The sequence below is a fragment of the Myceligenerans pegani genome (genome assembly GCF_014892515.1).
Lineage (GTDB): Bacteria > Actinomycetota > Actinomycetes > Actinomycetales > Cellulomonadaceae > Myceligenerans > Myceligenerans pegani.
This window is the reverse complement of the sequence record NZ_JADBGR010000104.1, coordinates 83,570-100,703: the sequence shown is the minus strand read 5'-3', so window position 1 is coordinate 100,703 and position 17,134 is coordinate 83,570. Positions and strand designations below refer to the sequence as shown.

Here is a 17,134-nt window from a genome sequence, read left to right as displayed (position 1 = left end):
AAGCCTGCGCGGGCCGCAGGGTGGCCGTGCCGCTACCACCATCGGCCCGGCCTTCCTGCGCCGGTGGCGACGGGCGCAGGGTGAGGGACGACGGCGGCCGACCGGGTCGCCGGACGAGCCCCAAGGAGAAACGCATGTCCCAGGAACGGATCGAGCTCGCGGTGGTCGTCGGCAGTGTGCGGCAGGAACGGTTCGGCCCGGTGGTGGCGCGATGGATCGCCGACCAGGCGGCGCGGCACGGCGGCTTCGAGGTGGACGTCATCGACCTGGCCGACGCCGAGCTGCCGCTGGAGCTGCCCGCGGTCCCGCCCGCGATGGACCCGAACCCGCCGCGCCCCTCGGGGATGGCGGACCTCACGCGACGTCTGGACGCGGCAGATGCGTTCGTGGTCGTCACACCCGACTACAACCGCAGCTTCCCCGCTGCGCTCAAGGCGGCGATCGACTGGCACTTCACCCAGTGGGACGGCAAGGCGATCGGGTTCGTCGGGTACAGCGGGGCCAGCGGCGGGCTGCTCGCCATCGAGGCGCTCCGGCAGGTGTTCAGCGAGCTCAACGCGCACACGGTGCGCAACTACGTCTCGTTCCCGCGCTACTACCTCCTGTTCGACGAGCGCGGCGAGCTGCGCGAGCCGGACGAGCCCGCCGGCGCCGCCAAGGCCATGCTCGACCAGCTCCACTGGTGGGCCCGCGCCCTCACGGAGGCCCGGGTCGCCGCATGAGCGGACGGCCCTGACGGCGAGGATGCACTCTTCAGAGCAGTTCGGGATACAGTTTTTCGACTAGCTCGGGTAGCGCTTCGGATCCGCTCCGAGTACGAATTCCAGGATGCCGTTCGTCTGACTCCAGGACGGTGGTCGCCCGCTGGTCAGGATGTCGTTCGGACGGCGTCGGCCATCGCAAGGACCGCCGGGCGTGCCGGGACGTGGGTACGCACCTCGACCCGGTGCACGAGCCCAGGTGCCGTGAGCGGGACGACGGCGAGGCCGTCGCCGGGCGCTGCCTCGGTCAACGGCGTGGCGTGCAGCCCGTGGCCCGCGCGGACCAGGGACGCCACCACGGCCGCCGAACTCCCCGAGTAGGCGACGCCGCGGTGCAGGCGGAGCCGGGCGGCGGCGGAGAGGTCCGACGTCGCGCAGCGGGTCCGGGTGGAGTCGAGCCAGCGAGCGTCGGTGAGGTCGGCCAGGTCGAGGCCCGGCCGTCCCGCGAGGGGGTGATCGGCGGGCAGCAGCACGCCGACCGGCGCCTCTGCCACGATCCTGACGAGCATGTCCGCCTCCGAACCGGGCAGCGGATCGCCGGGTGCGGCGATCCCGTCGACGACGGCGACCTCTGCGCCGCCCGACGTGAGGGCGGCGGCCGCCCCCGCGGCGTCGTGCACGACGACGGCGGCCAGCGGGCCGCCCACCGGGACGAGGTGCTCCGTCGCCGGGGTGACGGTCACGGACACGGGCCGGTCCGCGTCGCGCCCGGTCACCCGCACCACCGCCGCCCGCGCGGCCTGCTCGTGCGCGAGGATCTGCCGGGCATGTCGCAGGAACTCTCGGCCCGCCGACGTCGGGGCGACCGCCGGGCGCCGGGTGAGGAGCGGCGTGCCGGCCGTCTTCTCGAGTCCGGCGATGTGCTGGGAGACCGCCGACTGGGTGAAGCCCAGCCCGGCGGCCGCACGGGAGAACGATCCGGTGTCGGCGACGGTGACCAGGCTGAGCAAGGCGCGGGTGTCCACGCGAGCAGTATCCCGCGTGTATCAGGAATCGCGATCCATGCATCGGGATTCATCGTTGGACGTGATGCACGCGCCGCCGACAGCATGGTCCGCATGAACCCCACACGCATCGCCCTGGTCGGGGACCGGTCGCCGGCGGTCCGCGCGCACGAGCAGATCCCGCGCATCGCCTCCGCGTACGACGACGTGGACCTCCACTGGCTCCCCACCGGACAGCTCGTGCCTGACGACGCGATCACGTTCGACGGCCTCTGGGTGGTCCCCGGCTCCCCGTACGCGGACGAGGAACGGGTGGTCGACGTCGTCCGGATCGCGCGGGAGGCCGGGACCCCGCTGCTCGGGACGTGCGGCGGGTACCAGCACATGGTCCTGGAGTACGCGCGCGACGTCGTCGGCATCGCCGCCCACCACGCCGAGAGTCACGGCGCGGGGGAGGGCGCTCCGGCGTCGACCGCGCTCATCACCGAGCTGGCGTGCTCGCTCAAGGGCCACAGCGGGCAGATCGACGTCGTCCCCGGTACCCGGGCGGCCGCCGTCCTCGGCGAGCAGAGCTTCGAGCGCTTCCACTGCTCCTTCGGGCTCACGGCCGAGGACGCCGCGCCCCTGGTCGAGGCCGGGCTGCTGATCTCCGGGACGAGCCCGGAGGGCGAGCCCCGGGTCGCGGAGCTGCCGGGGGAGGCGTTCTGGCTGGGCACCGCCTTCCAGCCGGAGCTCGCGGACGCGCAGCCGCATGCGGTGATCGACGCGTTCGTGACGGCCGCCCGGGAACGTGCGGGCCGGCGCATCGCCGAGGTCGCGGCGGCCCTCCGTTGAGGGCGGTCCGACGTCGGCTCCAGGTCCCCGTCACCGTCGTCGCATCCAGCGACGATCCGTATGCGGACCCGGACCGGACCCGGGAACTGGCCGGCGTCTGGGGCACCGAGCTGATCGAGGCCGGCACGACCGGCCACCTGAACGACGCCGGCGGCCTCGGCCCCTGGCCCGCCGAACGGGCGATCCTGTGGTCGGGCGTGTTCTCGTACAGCCCGGCCCAGCCGGACGCGATCACCAGCACCACGCGGCACGATCACCCTGCGAGAGGAGTCCCCGGTCAGTCGAGCCCGAGATGCAGCATCAGCGCTTCGTCCAGGACGGCCATCGTCTCGGCACTCAAGGCACCCGCTCGCCTCGTCAGACGGCCCATGTCGATCGAGCGCACCTGCTCTGCCTGAGCCTTCGAGTCCGTGTCGAGCCCGGTCGCAGCGCCCGCCGGGACCAGGGCCTGGAAGGGCAGGACCCGCGCGGTGTTCGACGTGAGCGGCACGACCGTGAGCACGCCTCTCGCCGACCTGTCCGCACTCCGGTTCCGGGCATCGTTCGAGACGATCACGACGGGTCGCACCTTGTTCGCCTCGGAGCCCCGGGCGGGATCCAGATCGGCGAACCAGACGTCACCGCGCCGCATCGCCGTCGTCCAGGCCGTCCGCCGTCACGGACTCCCACGCCTCGGCCTCGCCCGAGGAGTACCACTCGCCGTCCGCTTCGAGGTACGCGGCCTCCAGGTAGGAGTCACGCAGACTCCGCACCGCCTCGTGCAGCGCGGCCGAACGCGAGCGGACACCGGACCGCGCGGCGTAGTCGTCGAGGAACTCGATGTCGGCCTTCGGCAGGCTGACACCGATCTTCACACTCGAAGTCATACCGCGAAGTATACGCCGGGTCATCCTCGTCGGGAACCTCACGACGGGGAGGTCGACGGCGTCGGGCCGGGTTCGCCGACCAGGATCGTCACGGCGACGCCCAGGCGGAGCGGCTTGCCCGGGATGGGCGTCGTGCCGGAAGCGGGGGCGGTCGGCGGTACGTCCGGGTGCTCCAGGACGGCCTCGAAGCCCGCGGACTCGACCTCCGCGACGGCCGCACCCACCGTCATGCCGGCGACCGCGGGCACGACGTTGCGTCCGCTCGCCGCCGTGACGTCCACCTCGGCCCCGGGCGACACGAACCGGCCGGCCGCCGGCCGCTGGCGCAGCACCGTGCCCGCGGGCTCCGGCGAGTCCGCCCGCGCCACGTCGCCGAGCACCAGCTCCGCGTCGCGGAGCGCCGCCTGCGCCGCGACCAGCGTTCCGTCCAGCACGGGCACCCGCACCCGGGCCCGTGCCGGGGGCGACGGAGCGCCGGTCGAGATGGGCGTCGCGGACGGCGACGGCGTGGCCGGCGGCGACGCGGTGGCGGGCGCACTCGGGGAGGGCGACGGCTCCGAGGACGAGGACGGCGACGGACTCGCCGCGCGGGAGGGCGCCGGGGTCGAGGCGAGGACGCTCGCACTCGGCGACGGCGTCGTGGCGGCCTGCGGCAGCCCGGGGGCGAAGACGGCGGCCCAGATCGCCAGCCCGGCGACGAGCAGGCCGCCCACGACGACGCCCACGCCCACGACACCGTCGCGCGGCACCGCGGCGGACACCTGCTGGGACTCGGGCACCGGGGCCAGGTACTCGAGGTCTCCCGCCCTGCGCGGACCGGCACCGGTCGCGTTCCCCGCGGCCCCGGCCGACGCCGCGTCCGCGTCGTGCGGTGAGTCGTCGGTGACGACGTCCCCACCGACGACGTGCTCGCGGACTCCCGTCTCCCCGCCCGCCCCCGCCGGCCCCCCGGCGTCCGCCGCGCCACCGGACCCCGGCGCGACCCCGCCCGCCGGGCCCATCCGCTCGACCGCCTCGGCAAGCGCCGCCCGCATCTCGCCCGCGTCGCGAAATCGCCGCACGGGCGTCTTGTGCATGGCGCGCGTCACCACCCGGTCGAACACGCGGGCGCCCGGGACCAGGGCCGACGGCACCGGCGGCGGCGCGGACACGTGCGCGTCCAGGACCTGCGCGGCCGTGCCCCTGGGGTAGGGCGGACGGCCCGTGAGCAGGTAGTACAGCAGCGCGCCCGCCTGGTACAGGTCGCCCGCCGGGCGGACCGGCCTGCCCTGCGCCTGCTCGGGCGACATGAACTGGGGATTGCCGACGACGGTCCGCGCGGCGCCCGCCTCCCCGCCGCCGGCCCGGATCCCGGCGCCCGCGGCCGCGACGGTCCTGCCCTGCGCCGCGCCGAGCACGACCGTGACCGCCGAGCCGTCGGGTCCGGGCCCGTCGCGCAGTGTGTCCTCCCCGGCCCGCAGCACCCCGCGGCCGACGGCGGTGCGCCCGGCGGCGTCGGCCAGGCCGAAGTCGACGAGGCGCACGTGCTCCGCCCGCAGCGCCTCCCCCGGCCGGGCACCGTGCAGCAGCACGTTCGCGGGTGACACGTCGCGATGCACCAGTCGCACACCGTGCGCGACGGCGAGCGCCGCCAGCACGCCGTCGAGCACCGCCGCCGCCTCGCTCGGGGGCAGCGGCCCGGTGGACTCGACGCGCTCGCCGACGCTCCCGCCGTCGACCAGGTCGAGGGCGATCCACGCGAGCACGACCCCCGCCGCTTCCTGGACGCCGGACGCACGGACCGCGGCGATGTTCGGGTGCCGCAGTTCCTGCGCGGCACGGGCCTCGGCCAGGAAGGCGTCGCGGGAGGCCGCGTCGGCACTCAGGTGCGGGTGCAGGATCTTCAGCGCGACCGGACGTCCCGGGGGCGACGACGTGTCGGGGCTGCGCAGGGCCGACGGCGGGGCATGCTCACCGGCCGGCATCACCGGGCGGTCCTCGCTCGGGGTGGGGTCCGCGCCGATGTCCTCGGCGGCGAACACCGACGCGGTCCCGCCCACGCCGAGCAGGTCCCCGAGCACGTACCGCCCGCCGAACAGGGCGTGGTCGAGCAGGGCGTCGTCGGGCACCGGGCCGGTCGCTCCGTCCGGTGCCGTCTGGTCCGGGACGTCCTCCCCCGCAGCCGGCGTCGGACCGCCGTCGTCGCTCATCGTGCGGGGTGCTTCGTCATCCGAACCGGCCGTTGACGTAGTCATAGGTGCGCTCGTCCTGCGGCTCGGAGAACATCGCGTCGGTGTCGCCGTGTTCCACGATGGCGCCCGGCGTGCCCTGCGACGCGAGGAAGAACGCGCACTGCTGCGAGACGCGCTGGGCCTGCTGCATGTTGTGGGTGACGATGACGATCGTCACCTCCTTCTGCAGTTCGGTCATGGTCTCCTCGATGACCCGGGTGGACGTCGGGTCGAGCGCGGAGCACGGCTCGTCCATCAGCAGCACCTTGGGCCGCACGGCGAGCGAGCGCGCGATGCACAGCCGCTGTTGCTGTCCGCCGGAGAGTCCGCCGCCGGGCTGCGCGAGCCGGTCCTTCACCTCGTTCCAGAGCCCTGCGGAGGTGAGGGATCGCTCGACGAGTTCGTCCTTCTCGTCCCGGGTGGCCCGCACGCCGGTGAGCTTCAGTCCTGCCACGACGTTGTCGTAGATCGACATCGCGGGGAACGGGTTGGGCTTCTGGAACACCATGCCGATGTCCTTGCGGGCGTCCTGGATCTTCTTGCGGCGGTCGTAGATGTCGTCGCCGTCCAGGCGCACCTCGCCGGCGAGCGCGGCGATGGGGACGAGTTCGTGCATCCGGTTGAGGATGCGCAGGAACGTCGACTTGCCGCAGCCCGACGGCCCGATCAGGGCGGTCACCTGCCCGGCGGGCATGGTGAGCGACACGCGTTCCAGCACCTTGTGCGAGCCGAACCACGCGGACACGTTCCGCGCCTCCAGCACCGAGAGACCGGCGGGCGGCGGGCCCGCGGCCGGCTCTGCGATCGTTTGCTCCACTGTCATCCCACGGTCCTCTCAGAGCAGGTTCGGCAATGCGTCCATGACGATGTCGGCGCAGGTCACGCCAAGGGCGAGCAGTACGGGCACGCCGATCAGCCAGGCGTGCCACCTCCCCCACGACGTCCACAGCCACCACAGCGCGGCGCCCGCGGCGACGAAGAAGGTGAGGACGAAGAAGGCGGTGTACCAGGCGCCGTCGTCGCCGGCCATCGCGCGCTCCTCGGCGGGGAGCGCCGGTTCGGCGAGCACCTTGGTGGGCGTGGGCTGCACCTCGGAGACGAGCTGAGCGTCCACGTGCAGCACGCCGGACGGGAAGAGCTGCAGCCCGTCGGCGGTCATCAGCTCCAGGCGTCCCTGTCCCGCGGCGAGCGGTTCGGGCAGCGGGTCCCCGGCGCGGCGCAGGTTGAACACCTGGAACGTGTGCTCGCCCTGACCGGTGGTCACGCGGATCTCGTCGCCCGGCACGAGCCGCTCGAGCCCGCCGAAGGGGCCGCCATAGGTCAGTTGGCGGCCCAGGATCACGGACGTGCCGGCCTGGCCGGGCATCACGCTGTCACGCCGGTGCCCGGGCCCTGAACGCAGCACCCGGGACGTGGAGCCCTCCGCCACCACCTCGCTGAGGCCCAGTGCCGGGATCTCCAGCAGCGCGACGGGTGCGCCGGGCTCCACCAGGTCCCCGTCCAGATCGAGCTGGCCGACGGGGGTGGTGGCCCGCGCCAGCGACGTCCGCAGTTCGTCGTAGGCCAGCACCTGCTCCCGGTGGTGCTGTGCCGCGGAGAACAGCGCCGCGTGCCCGACGAACGCGATCAGCAGCATCGACACGGTCATGATCGCGGCACCGGCCCACCAGCGGCCGTCGCGCGGTGCCTTCGGCCGCGGCGCCGACCCGACGGCGGCGACCGCTGCGGCCAGCCGTGCTCTCCGGCGCCGGGAGGCGGGCGTGTTCCGCGCCGGGTAGGGGTTCGACGGCTCGGCGTCGGCCGGACTGGGATTGTCGGAGAGGCTCTTCTCGTCGTTCTCGGTCGAGGGCGTCACCGGGTTGCTCATCAGGCCGCCACCCCCGCGTCGCCCACCGGCAGGCCCGCGCCCGGCGCCCGCATCAGGCGCAGCACGTACCAGCCGCCCGCGCCCAGGCCGGCGAGTCCGACGCCGCCGCCGGTCCACCAGGCCCAGGCCGGAATGCTCAGCCCCGTCGCCTCGCCGCCGGGCGAGCCCACGAGGACCTCCGCGAGCGCGATCTGCCCGCACCAGCCCGTCAGCTGGAGAGCGCGCGGGCCGGGCGGGGTCTCGTCCGGGATCTCGAGGGCGGCGTCGACCACGCCCTTCGCGTCCGCGCGGACGGTCCGGACGACCTGCGGCTCGGTGAACAGCACGGCCTGCACCCGCTCGCGGTCGCCGAACCCGTTACCGGTCGCGACGACCTCGTCGCCCGCCAGGTGGACGTCGTCGTCCAGTGTCGCGTCGTCGCCGTCCGTGGCCGGCTCCTGGGGCACCGCCGGCTCGGCGGGCTCGCATTCCTCCGGATCCGTCGTGCCGCCGTCGCCGGGAGCGTCCGGGCCGCCCGTGGGGTCGCCGGATCCGCCACCCGGCGTGTCGCCGGGGGAACCCGGGCCCCCGGGGTCGCCGCCTCCCGGGGCGCCGCCCGTGCCGGTGCCTCCGCCCGCGCCGTTCCCGCCTCCGGGGCCGTCGGACGGGTCCGGTCCCGCACCCGGTCCCCTGGTGGGGTCGCCGGTCGGACCGCCCGTGGGGTCGCCGGTGGGGTCGTCCGTTGGCGCCGTGCTCGGGATGGTCACGCTGATCCCGGTGTCCGTCTCGCCGTCCTCGGCGTCGGCGGCGTGCCCGGCGCCGGCCGGGCCGAGCGCGAGCGCCGCCCCGGCCAGGAGCACGCCGGCGAGCCGGAGGTGTCGGACTCTCATCGCAGGGCCTCGCTCTCGTGGTCGGGGGCCGGGGCGGCACCGGACCGCTGCCCGGGGGTGGTCGGTGCGGGAGCGTCGGACCGTGCCTCCGCGAGCGTCTCGGCCCGGACCTGCTCGGTCCAGGCGGCGAGTTCCTCGCCCAGGAGCCGCCGCGACCGTCGGCGCCACGCCACGACCGCCCAGGTCCCGCCCGCGAGGAGGGCGACGACGCCCGCGAGCGGCCAGGGCACCGCCCAGGCCTGTGCCGACGCCCTGACGGGTGCGGGCAGTGCGTCGTCGTCGGCTCCCCCGCCGGGGCTCGCCGCGGCGGCCGGGGTCACGGTCACGTCCGCGAACAGCAGGAGCAGGGGCGCCACGCCCGGCACCTCGGCGGAGACGTGCGCGGTGCCGCCGGGCACCAGGTTCTCCACCGGCTCGGTCTCGATCGAACCCAGGCCGATGCCGAACGGCCCGCTGACGCGAACCTCCGGCTCGCCGGAGATCCGCGTGTTGCCGGTGTTGGTGAGGTCGAACCCGACGGTCGCGGTGCCGGCGCCGAAGGGGTTCGCCGCTCCGTCGAACCCGGCCACCACGCCGGTGACGTCGAGCGCGGGCGTCGTCTCGCCGTCGACCCGCAGGTAGATGCGGGTACCGACCCGCTGCTCCAGCTGCACGGCGGATCCCTCGCCGTCGTCGGCCCCGGACCGGAAGGAGGCCACGATGCCGGCGGCGTGGTCGCCGGGCGTCGCGTCGTGCGGCACGGTGATCGTGAACGGGATGTCGGCGCGGGCGCCGGGTTCGAGTCGCACGACGACGCCGAGCTCGGCCGCGCAGGCGGCCTCGGCGTCGTCGTCCGTGTCCGGGCAGGTGGCCGCGCCGGAGTCGACCGACGTCCATGACCCCAGATCGGTCGATGCCTGGTCGGCGGCGATCAGCGTGAAGGCGCCGGTGTCGTAGTCGGTGGTCGCGTCGGCCCCGTAGACGCGGAACGACGCCCGGCGGTCCGAGAAGTTGGAGACCGACACCCAGTCGCTGATGGTGGTGCCGGGCGCGACGTCGTAGGCGAGCTCGGTACGGCCGTCCCGGCCGTCGGGGCCGGAGGGCTGGACGCTCCAGGTGACCTCGCGGTCGTCGGCGGACGCGACGCCGGTCGGTACGACGGCGGACGGTACGACGACGGACGCGACGCCGGCCCGTGCGGCGACCTCGGTGACGGGCGCGTGCGCGGCCGCGGCATCCGCGGGCCCGGCCGCACCGAGGAGGGCGGCGAACACCCCGGCGGCAAGTGTGCCGCCGGCGAGAGTCCTTCGGACGATCATCGTGAGGCTCTCCAGACCAGGTCGCGGCACCGAGCGGGGCCGCGGGACGTGCGCCGACCCCCGCTCTCGGCGGTGCCGGCCTGGACAGTCGCATCATCACGACGGGTCGCACGGCGGGCAAACATCGCGCAGGCGGAGAGCACGTTGCCACCGGGCGACGCCCAGGTGGACAGCGTGTGGACGACGCCGTCGCGACCGCGAAGAAACCGCTCTGACCTGGGCCTTTATCGCACTCCGGGGCCGCAGCCCCCGGCGCCGAGCGCTAGCCGGCGAGCCCGGCCCAGCCGCGAGAACCCCCCGAAAGGAGGGGGCGACGCACTGCCCGAACGGAGGGAGGCAGGCGATCCGATCCGATCAGCCCATCGTGCGTCTCTCACCGGAGACGGCAGTCCGGTTGTTGGTAGCACCAACGTCACCAACACCGATGTTACGAAGTACCGAACCACTCGGGCGCGGGAACTGCAGAAACTGGGCGCCCATCGGAGCCACATGCCCGGAGCAACGGAGAACGCCGGCCCTGCTCGTTGTCAGCAGGGGCGGCGCACTCGGCCAGGACGAACTCCTCGCCCGGTGGGCATGAGTCGTCCCGGAGCCGGCCCCGACCCGCTTGCGCGCGAGCCGGGGCCGGTCGGGTTGCGACCGCCGGCGATCGGGTCGTCAGCGGTTCCGGGTCAGCAGTTCACGCGGACCTTGTTCGAGGTGGAGCCGTCGTGCTGGGCGTCGCCCGTGTAGTGCGCCCGGAAGGTGTACGTCTTCCACGGCTTGAGGCCCTTCACCGTGACCGAGGCGACGCCGTCGGTCACCGTGCCGGTGCCGACGGTCTCGCCCGTGCGGACGTTCTCGAACGTCACCGTGCCGGTCGCGGAGTCCGGGCCGACCTCGGCGGTGAGCGTGGCCGACCGCCAGTGCTCGTCGGCCGTCAGCGTCGTGGTGGTGGCCTCCTTGACGTGCTCCCAGGTGCCCGTGTTGGTCTCGTCGTTCCAGTTCAGGCGGAGGTCCACGGAGAAGTACTTCGAGGCACCGACGCCCGAGGCGGCGGTCGGGTAGGTGGTCGTCGGGGCGTCACCGGGGTCGCAGGTGATCACGTAGGTGGCGACACCGCTGCGGCCGTCGAAGCGGTCGGCGGGGAAGCCGTAGACGGCCCAGCGCGACGCCGAGGTACCCGTCCGGTTGATCGGCTCGCCGTCGAGTCCGGATCCCTCGATCGGGGACCCGGCGACCTTGACCAGGGCCGGGAGGCCGAGGTCGGACGACGAGTTGGCTGCGGGCCACGTCCCGTCGGGCCAGACGAACAGGACCCGGGAGGAACCGCGGTAGCCCTCGGGGCACCCCGCCTCGGTGGTCAGGGACTGAGGGCCGCCGGAGCCGGAGATGGCGCCGGAGGTCTTGTCAAGGGTGATGCCACCCAGGCGGTTGTCGGCGTCGAGCACCGGGTTCACGGCTTGCGCGGCCGGGGCAGCCAAGGCGGCACCGAGCACGATGGTCAGCGAAGCCGCGAGGCCCGCGGCCACCCGGCTCAGAGTGGTGTGAGACATGAATCCTGCCTTTGTCGTAGAATTCACCCCATAGGTCACGAACGACCTGTGCCCTGCTGGGCACGGCCCCTCACCCTGGCATGACTCCCCGGGTGAGGGGCCTCCACGTGCGGGCGGGGGACGGCACCCGCACGGGAACCTGTGGGACGGCGGCACTGGCCCGCCGGCTTGGGGGACGCAGCTGCCGGTCGGTGGTCAGATGAGGGTGAGCGTCAAGGTGGAGGTGTACTCGCCCGCGGGGGTGTCCTGCGGCGCACGCAGGGTCAGGTCCGCGGCGACGGTCGTCCGGGCGGTGGTGACGTCGGCGGTCGCCGACGCGAGCGTCCGCGGAGCGGCCAGGCCGGTACCCGGCGCGACGGCGGGGCCGGCCGTACCGGCGTTCGTTCCACCGGTGAGCTGTGGCTCCCAGCCGAGGGCGGAGGCCGGGATGGCGCCGGAGCCGCCGGACCTGGCGAAATCGCTCGCCTGCCCGTTGAGTGTCCACGCCGTACGGGTCTCCCGGTCGTCGGTCACGGTGACCTGACCGAGCTCCCCCGTCGCCTCGAAGGCCGAGCTGACCTGGGTTGCCTCGCCGAGCGCGACGCCACCGGGGGTGACGGTGAGCCGGAGACCCGACGCCGCGGCCGGGATGGTCACCGTGATCTCCGTGTCCTGCGGCGGCACCGGTTCGCCGACGGTCGTGACGACGGCGTCGTTGGACGTGGACGCGTTGTGCAGGGTGTCACCCGCGTACTCTGCGCGGAAGGTGTACTGGGTGTCGGGCTCGAGGTCGGAGACATTCACTGTCGCTGTCCCGTCGGTCAGGTCCGCGGTGCCGACCGTGGCGCCGGTGCCAACGTTCGTGAACGTCACCGAGCCGGTCGCTGCGGGCGGGTCGACGGTGGCCGTGAGGTTCACCGAGCCGTCGTTCCCGGCGGTCGGGTCGAGCTCGAGGGTGGTGTCGACCTTCTCGACCGGGCCGGCGATCTCCCAGGTGCCTGACCCGGTGACGCCACCGTCGTTCCAGTCGATCAGGATGTCGACGGAGAAGTACTTCGAGTCGCCCACGCCGGACGCGTTCGTCGGGAAGGTCCCGGTCGGAGCATCCCCCGGATCACAGGTGACCACGTAAGTCGCGACGCCGCTGTGCCCGTCGAAGGCGACCGTGGGAATCCCCCCGGACCCACCCGCGCCCCACTTGGACGCGTGCCGCTGATACGTGATCGTCTCCGACAGGTTCTGGCGGTCGATCGCCTGGCCGTCCAGGCCCGAACCTTCCGAGGCTGCCACGAAGACCGTCGCGGCGAACTGCGAGGCGCTTACTACCCAGGTACCGTCCGGCCAGATGATGAACGCGCGGGAGGAACGGCGAAACCCCTCGGGGCAGCCCGTCTCCGTGGTGAGCCGCTGTGGGCCACCGGCCCAGGAGATCGCACCGCCGGTGACGTCAAGTGTGAGATCGCCCAGTCGGTTGTCCGGGTCCAGATCCGGCGCCAGCGCCTGGGCAGGTGCGGCGACCAGGCCGCTGAAGGTGACCGCCAGAGCGGCGGCCAGAGCGAGGCCCGCACGGCGGACCGATGTGATGCGCATCGTCGAGGTCCTTTCTTGGATCGACCCGGGAGGTCCGGGGCGGGGTCGAGGAATGGGGGCAGCGGTCACCGGTCACTCCGGCCACCGCGGTGGAACCGGGGTGCGCCGCCTGACCGGCGGCGCACCCCGGCGTGGGCCTCAGTTCAACCGAGACTCACGTCCACGACGGGACTCAGTTGCGGCGGTAGGATTCCGTGTCGCCGGCCTCGTAGAAGCCCAGGTCGGCGATCTGGACGCCGTTCACGCCGGTGCCCCGGTTGATCAGGGAGCCGAAGCCGAAGTCCTCGATCGTGAACGTCCCGGCGGTCGACGCCGCGTTGTACACCGCGCCGGCGGCGCCGCTGAACAGGTACTCGACGTCCGAGCCTGCGACGATCGCCGCGTGCGGCACGACCGTGAACACCGGCCGGGCCAGCGGGAACTCCGTGTTCAGGACGCCGTCCGCGAGCGGCTCGACGCCGTTCACGGTGGCCAGCTCGGCACCATTGCGGCGGTCGTTGACCGTCACCGGGTAGAGCGTCTCCAACTGCGCGGAGTTGCCCTGGGCGATGTACTGCGCGATCGAGTAGGGAGCGATCGCGTTCTCGACGGCCGCGAGAACGGCGCCGTCGTGCTCCTGCACCGAGCCGCCGGAGTACGTGTCCGACACCGCGGTTCCGACGGGGACACCGTCCAGGGCGGTGGACAGCCAGAACGAGCGGGTGCCCGAGCCGGCCTGCGGGATGAACGGCACGATGTCGGCGCCGCTGCCCTCGATGCCCACGGTGTAGACCGTGCCGTCGATGGTGACGGTGTCACCGTTGTCGGACGAGTAGATGTCGATGAGCTGCGCCTCGGTCAGGTCCCGCGGCACGGTGGTGTTGTCCCCGGCGACCGCGTAGGTGACCGCGTCCACCGCGAGGGGGACGTACGAGTACGTACCGTTCGGGTCGATGGACGACGGCGCGCTCGACGACCGGGAGACCTGGATGTCCGCCGGGCTCAGCTGCACACCGTTCCACAGACCGCTGGTCCAGGCCGCGCCCAGCGCGTTGAACCCGCTGCCGGACCCGTTCGGCCGGTCGAAGACCGGGCCGCCCGAGCGGGTCTGGATCGTCGCGGAACCGATGGCGTCCCACGAGCCGAAGATCAGCTGGCCGTTGCGCTCGACGACGGCCGCGAGACCGTTGTTGAGGTCCTGGGTGGTGTCGGAACCGACCGCGTCGACGGTCCGGTTCAGGTCGACCAGGCCGGTGCCCGGGTCGATCGGGTCGGCGGAGGCGGTGGCCGCCCCGCCGAGGAGGAGCGCAGCAGTCGCCGCGCCGGCGAAGAGCCCGCGGGCCCCGCGCTGGAGGTGCTTGGACATTGCATGCCTTCCTACTAGGGTTTCCCCTCAAAGGTCGCGAGCGACCTGTGTCCGTCGGGACACGGCCCCTCACCCTGGGTTCGCTGCTCGGGTGGGGGGCCTCCGCGCGCGGGTGGGGAATTTGCCCGCACGGGAAGTCTGTGTGGAGATGTCGTCGGCGGGCGGTTCGTTCAACCGGTGAGCTCGCGGCGTCGCATGAGGAAGGGCGCGCCGATCATCCCGGCCAGGCCCGCCACGAGCGTGCCGCCCAGCGCGACCGACGCGGCCAGTGGCGCCGTGTCCTCTGTCGCCGACGCCTCGTTCTGAGTCGTCGTGGGTCCACCGGGGCCTCCATCGGCTCCGGGGTCGGACGGGGGATCATCGGCAACCGATTCGTCCTCGTCCACCGGGACAGGCACGGTCGCGCCGGCATCGCCGGGGCGACCATCACCTCCCTGGTCCGCGGAGTCTCCGGGGCTGTCGCTCCCGCCGTCACCGTCGCCGTCCGAGCCGGTTCTTTCCGGACCAGGGTCCGCTCCGGGTGGTGCGAGCAGCCGATCGGCCAGGTCGAGCGCCGCCGCCTGCTGCTCGGCGGTCAGGGGTACGTAGCCCTCGGGGAGGCCACCGCGATCGCCGGTGATGACGTTGCCGTCGGTGGCCGCGTATGTCAGCAGGTGGGCGTACTCGGTGCGGGCCTGCGGGTCCAGGCGCCCCTCGCGCAGATCGACCGCCGCGTGGACCGTCGTGGTGAGCGGGTAGGCGCCGTCGGGCAGGTCGGTCACGTCGACGACGCCGACGCCGGTCTCGTCCACCGGCACGGCGGCGACCGCCCGGCTCATCGACTCCTCGTCAGCTTCCACGAACTGACGGGCATCGGCGACGTTCTCGGCGGCCGTGGTCTCGTCCAGCGGGAGCGCGAGACTCGCCGTACTCAGGCCGTACAGCTCCGCCGACGTCGTCATCACCGGGCCCATCATGAGCCTCGGGCGGTCCGGCGACGGAGGTGCGTCCCGAGCCCAGCGGCCTGGCGGGATCCCGACCCCGATGTAGTAGTACTTGTCCCACGACTCCACCCGCCTGCTGTCCGCCTTCGCGACGCGGACCGCGTTGTCCTCGAGGTCCTCCGCGTAGGGGCTGTAGGAGTCCGAGTCGATCTGCTCGTCCTTGTACTCGTCGGTCGCGGTCGCCTTGTCCGGGAAGAGCGTCTGGTCGGCCTTGGGGAACATGTCGAGAGGCTCTTCGGACAGGTCCACGTCGTACCCGCCTCCCGCGGCCCTGGGGTGCCTGGCCGGGAGGTAGTAGGGGTTGACCGTGTTGCCCCACGGATCCGGCTCGCCCCGGAGGAACGCCCGGGCGTCGGCGTCCGCCTGCACGTACTGCCACAGGAGCCGGATCGCGTCGTCGCCGCGCGGCCCGGACACTATCCAGGTCACCTTGGCCCACGCGCCGAAGTCGGTGGGGTTGCCAAGCGCGGCCCACTCCTCGTCGTCGACGACCGCAAGCTTCCCGAGCACGTCATAGGACTCGCCCACCGGTTCGCCCGCGCCGAACAGCACATTGGGGACGTGCCACTTGTAGGACTGGGTGAGGAGCTTGGCGACCAGGCGTGGGGTGAGACGCAGGTTCGTGTAGGCCTTCCCCTGCTCGTCCTGGGCCACGAAGCCGATCGTCAGCGCCGTGTTCGCGAGCGGCGCGTAGCCCAGATCGGCCGCGGCGAGCTGCTCCGGGCTCGCGGTGCCGATCGTGTCGGGCGTCAGGGGAAGCCCCACGGCGGCGAAGTCGACCGCCCCGGTCAGGAGCTGGGTGCGGGTGAGGGTGCCGCTGTTGGTGTTGAGGGAGAAGGTCGCGCCGTCCTCACCGGCGCACAGCGCGGTCTGCCACGAACTCATCGCGTCGGCGATCAGCTCGCTGCCGGCCACCCTCCGCTCCGCCGCACCGGCAGGACAGCTCCGGAACGGGTTGCGGAAGTCGAGCGGGAACACCATCCGGTTGTCCCAGAAGGTGCAGTTCGCGGACAGAGGAGAGCCGTTCTGCCAGGTTGTCGCCGAGCCGAAGACGTTGCTGGGCCCCATGCCGGGCCTGCCACAGAGCGTGCCGTCGGCGGGACGACCCGTGTCCGAGCCGTCGGCGGGTGTGCCCGAGCGCGTGCCCCGGGGGACGACCACGAGCCAGCACCGCTCCCCCGCGGTCTCCGGGTTGCCACAGCCCAGGTACGGCTGCGCGGCGCCGGACTGCATCACCATGTTGTACCTGGCCGTGCCGTCACCGGCCACCGGGACGAAGGGCTGCTCGTTGGAGGCGGACGCCTCGAAAAAAGCGCCGAGACCGCGGCTGGTGTAGCTCGTGTCGGGGCCGGTGGGGATCTCGACGGTCTCGTTCTCCTGACCGGTCACCGCCTGGAACTTGACCTGGTGCTCCGGGTAGTAGCCACGATGCGTCGCGTCGATGACCGGGTGGCTACCGCCTGTTCCGCCGACCTCTATATTTGAGTAACCGCCGTACTGGCACGACTTGTTGAAGTCCTCCGACAGCGGGTCACCCCAGCACTGCATGAGTTGCAGAAAGTTGGAGTTTCCGGTTCCTCCCCGCGCCGTCGGGGCCATCCCGGAGGCGGTGACCGTGACGACCTGGTCGATGAGGTCCTCGGTCTGGGAGACCGTGACCTCGAGGTCCTTGAAGTCGTCCCAGTGACCCGACCCGTCGGCGTCGTCGACCATGCGCGAGCGGTCCGGCTGGTACTGCTGCAGGTCGCCGTTGCCGCCCGCCCACTTCAGCGTCACCGCCGAGTCGGTCTCGCCCGCGGCCCGTGCGTCCGGCGGTGCGGACATCGCCACGAGGCCGCCGGCCGATGCCAGGGCGACGACCATGCCGAGCGCACTGATCGTGCGGCTGCGGAGCTTCATCGGTGTCCTCCGTTCGACTTGTGGGCGGCGTTTCCGGGTCGCACCGGACCGGCCGGGGAAAACGCTGCCCCTGCCCAGTGATCTTGGCAACCATGGGGACGATGGACAGGCAATTGAGGAATGGCGACACCGGGCGGGACAGAAAGTGAACGAC

At 73.0% G+C, this 17,134-nt stretch carries 14 protein-coding genes and 1 pseudogene; 3 read left to right on the top strand and 12 right to left on the bottom strand.

The window, feature by feature from the left end:
* The first annotated feature begins 134 nt into the window (after positions 1–134).
* Complete coding sequence (locus tag IIE03_RS18390; protein WP_192864218.1) at positions 135–722, top strand: NADPH-dependent FMN reductase; 588 nt, start codon at positions 135–137, stop codon at positions 720–722.
* Between the two features lie 146 nt (positions 723–868).
* Here the strand turns inward: IIE03_RS18390 and IIE03_RS18385 are convergent, their stop codons facing one another.
* Entirely contained in the window at positions 869–1,726 is an 858-nt protein-coding gene (locus tag IIE03_RS18385; RefSeq protein ID WP_192864217.1) for a LysR family transcriptional regulator, read from the bottom strand.
* A gap of 93 nt (positions 1,727–1,819) precedes the next feature.
* Here IIE03_RS18385 and IIE03_RS18380 point away from each other — a divergent pair, with 93 nt between their 5' ends.
* Positions 1,820–2,539 (top strand): glutamine amidotransferase-related protein, encoded by a 720-nt coding sequence (locus IIE03_RS18380; protein ID WP_192864216.1) that lies wholly within the window; start codon positions 1,820–1,822, stop codon positions 2,537–2,539.
* Positions 2,536–2,715: pseudogene (locus IIE03_RS27070) on the top strand (alpha/beta hydrolase); the annotation flags it as partial. The gene IIE03_RS18380 and the pseudogene IIE03_RS27070, both read left to right, overlap by 4 nt.
* A 101-nt stretch (positions 2,716–2,816) precedes the next feature.
* Here IIE03_RS27070 and IIE03_RS18375 read toward each other — a convergent pair.
* The 11 genes from IIE03_RS18375 to IIE03_RS18325 form a co-directional block, all read right to left on the bottom strand.
* On the bottom strand, positions 2,817–3,170 hold the full coding sequence (locus IIE03_RS18375) for a type II toxin-antitoxin system PemK/MazF family toxin (RefSeq protein WP_192864215.1): 354 nt from the start codon (positions 3,168–3,170) through the stop codon (positions 2,817–2,819).
* Positions 3,157–3,405: a ribbon-helix-helix domain-containing protein gene (locus IIE03_RS18370; RefSeq protein ID WP_225997970.1), complete on the bottom strand. Its 249-nt coding sequence runs from the start codon at positions 3,403–3,405 to the stop codon at positions 3,157–3,159. Before IIE03_RS18370 ends, IIE03_RS18375 begins: the two co-directional genes overlap by 14 nt.
* A gap of 38 nt (positions 3,406–3,443) precedes the next feature.
* Positions 3,444–5,639, bottom strand: coding sequence for a serine/threonine-protein kinase (locus tag IIE03_RS18365; RefSeq protein ID WP_192864214.1), 2,196 nt, complete (start codon positions 5,637–5,639; stop codon positions 3,444–3,446).
* Positions 5,611–6,438, bottom strand: coding sequence for a phosphate ABC transporter ATP-binding protein PstB (pstB, locus tag IIE03_RS18360; RefSeq protein ID WP_192864213.1), 828 nt, complete (start codon positions 6,436–6,438; stop codon positions 5,611–5,613). Before pstB ends, IIE03_RS18365 begins: the two co-directional genes overlap by 29 nt.
* 12 nt (positions 6,439–6,450) lie before the next feature.
* Positions 6,451–7,482: a sortase gene (locus IIE03_RS18355; protein WP_192864212.1), complete on the bottom strand. Its 1,032-nt coding sequence runs from the start codon at positions 7,480–7,482 to the stop codon at positions 6,451–6,453.
* Complete coding sequence (locus IIE03_RS18350; RefSeq protein ID WP_192864211.1) at positions 7,482–8,351, bottom strand: hypothetical protein; 870 nt, start codon at positions 8,349–8,351, stop codon at positions 7,482–7,484. Before IIE03_RS18350 ends, IIE03_RS18355 begins: the two co-directional genes overlap by 1 nt.
* Entirely contained in the window at positions 8,348–9,649 is a 1,302-nt protein-coding gene (locus IIE03_RS18345; RefSeq protein ID WP_192864210.1) for a COG1361 family protein, read from the bottom strand. The genes IIE03_RS18350 and IIE03_RS18345 overlap by 4 nt, the downstream gene beginning before the upstream one ends.
* A 671-nt stretch (positions 9,650–10,320) precedes the next feature.
* Positions 10,321–11,184: an Ig-like domain-containing protein gene (locus IIE03_RS18340; RefSeq protein ID WP_192864209.1), complete on the bottom strand. Its 864-nt coding sequence runs from the start codon at positions 11,182–11,184 to the stop codon at positions 10,321–10,323.
* Positions 11,185–11,379: 195 nt separating this feature from the next.
* Positions 11,380–12,753: an Ig-like domain-containing protein gene (locus tag IIE03_RS18335; RefSeq protein ID WP_192864208.1), complete on the bottom strand. Its 1,374-nt coding sequence runs from the start codon at positions 12,751–12,753 to the stop codon at positions 11,380–11,382.
* A 172-nt stretch (positions 12,754–12,925) separates the two neighbouring features.
* Positions 12,926–14,098, bottom strand: coding sequence for a type 2 periplasmic-binding domain-containing protein (locus tag IIE03_RS18330; RefSeq protein ID WP_192864207.1), 1,173 nt, complete (start codon positions 14,096–14,098; stop codon positions 12,926–12,928).
* Between the two features lie 170 nt (positions 14,099–14,268).
* The gene (locus IIE03_RS18325; protein WP_192864206.1) at positions 14,269–16,980 is read right to left on the bottom strand and encodes a hypothetical protein; all 2,712 of its coding nucleotides are present in this window, start codon (positions 16,978–16,980) and stop codon (positions 14,269–14,271) included.
* Positions 16,981–17,134: the final 154 nt, after the last annotated feature.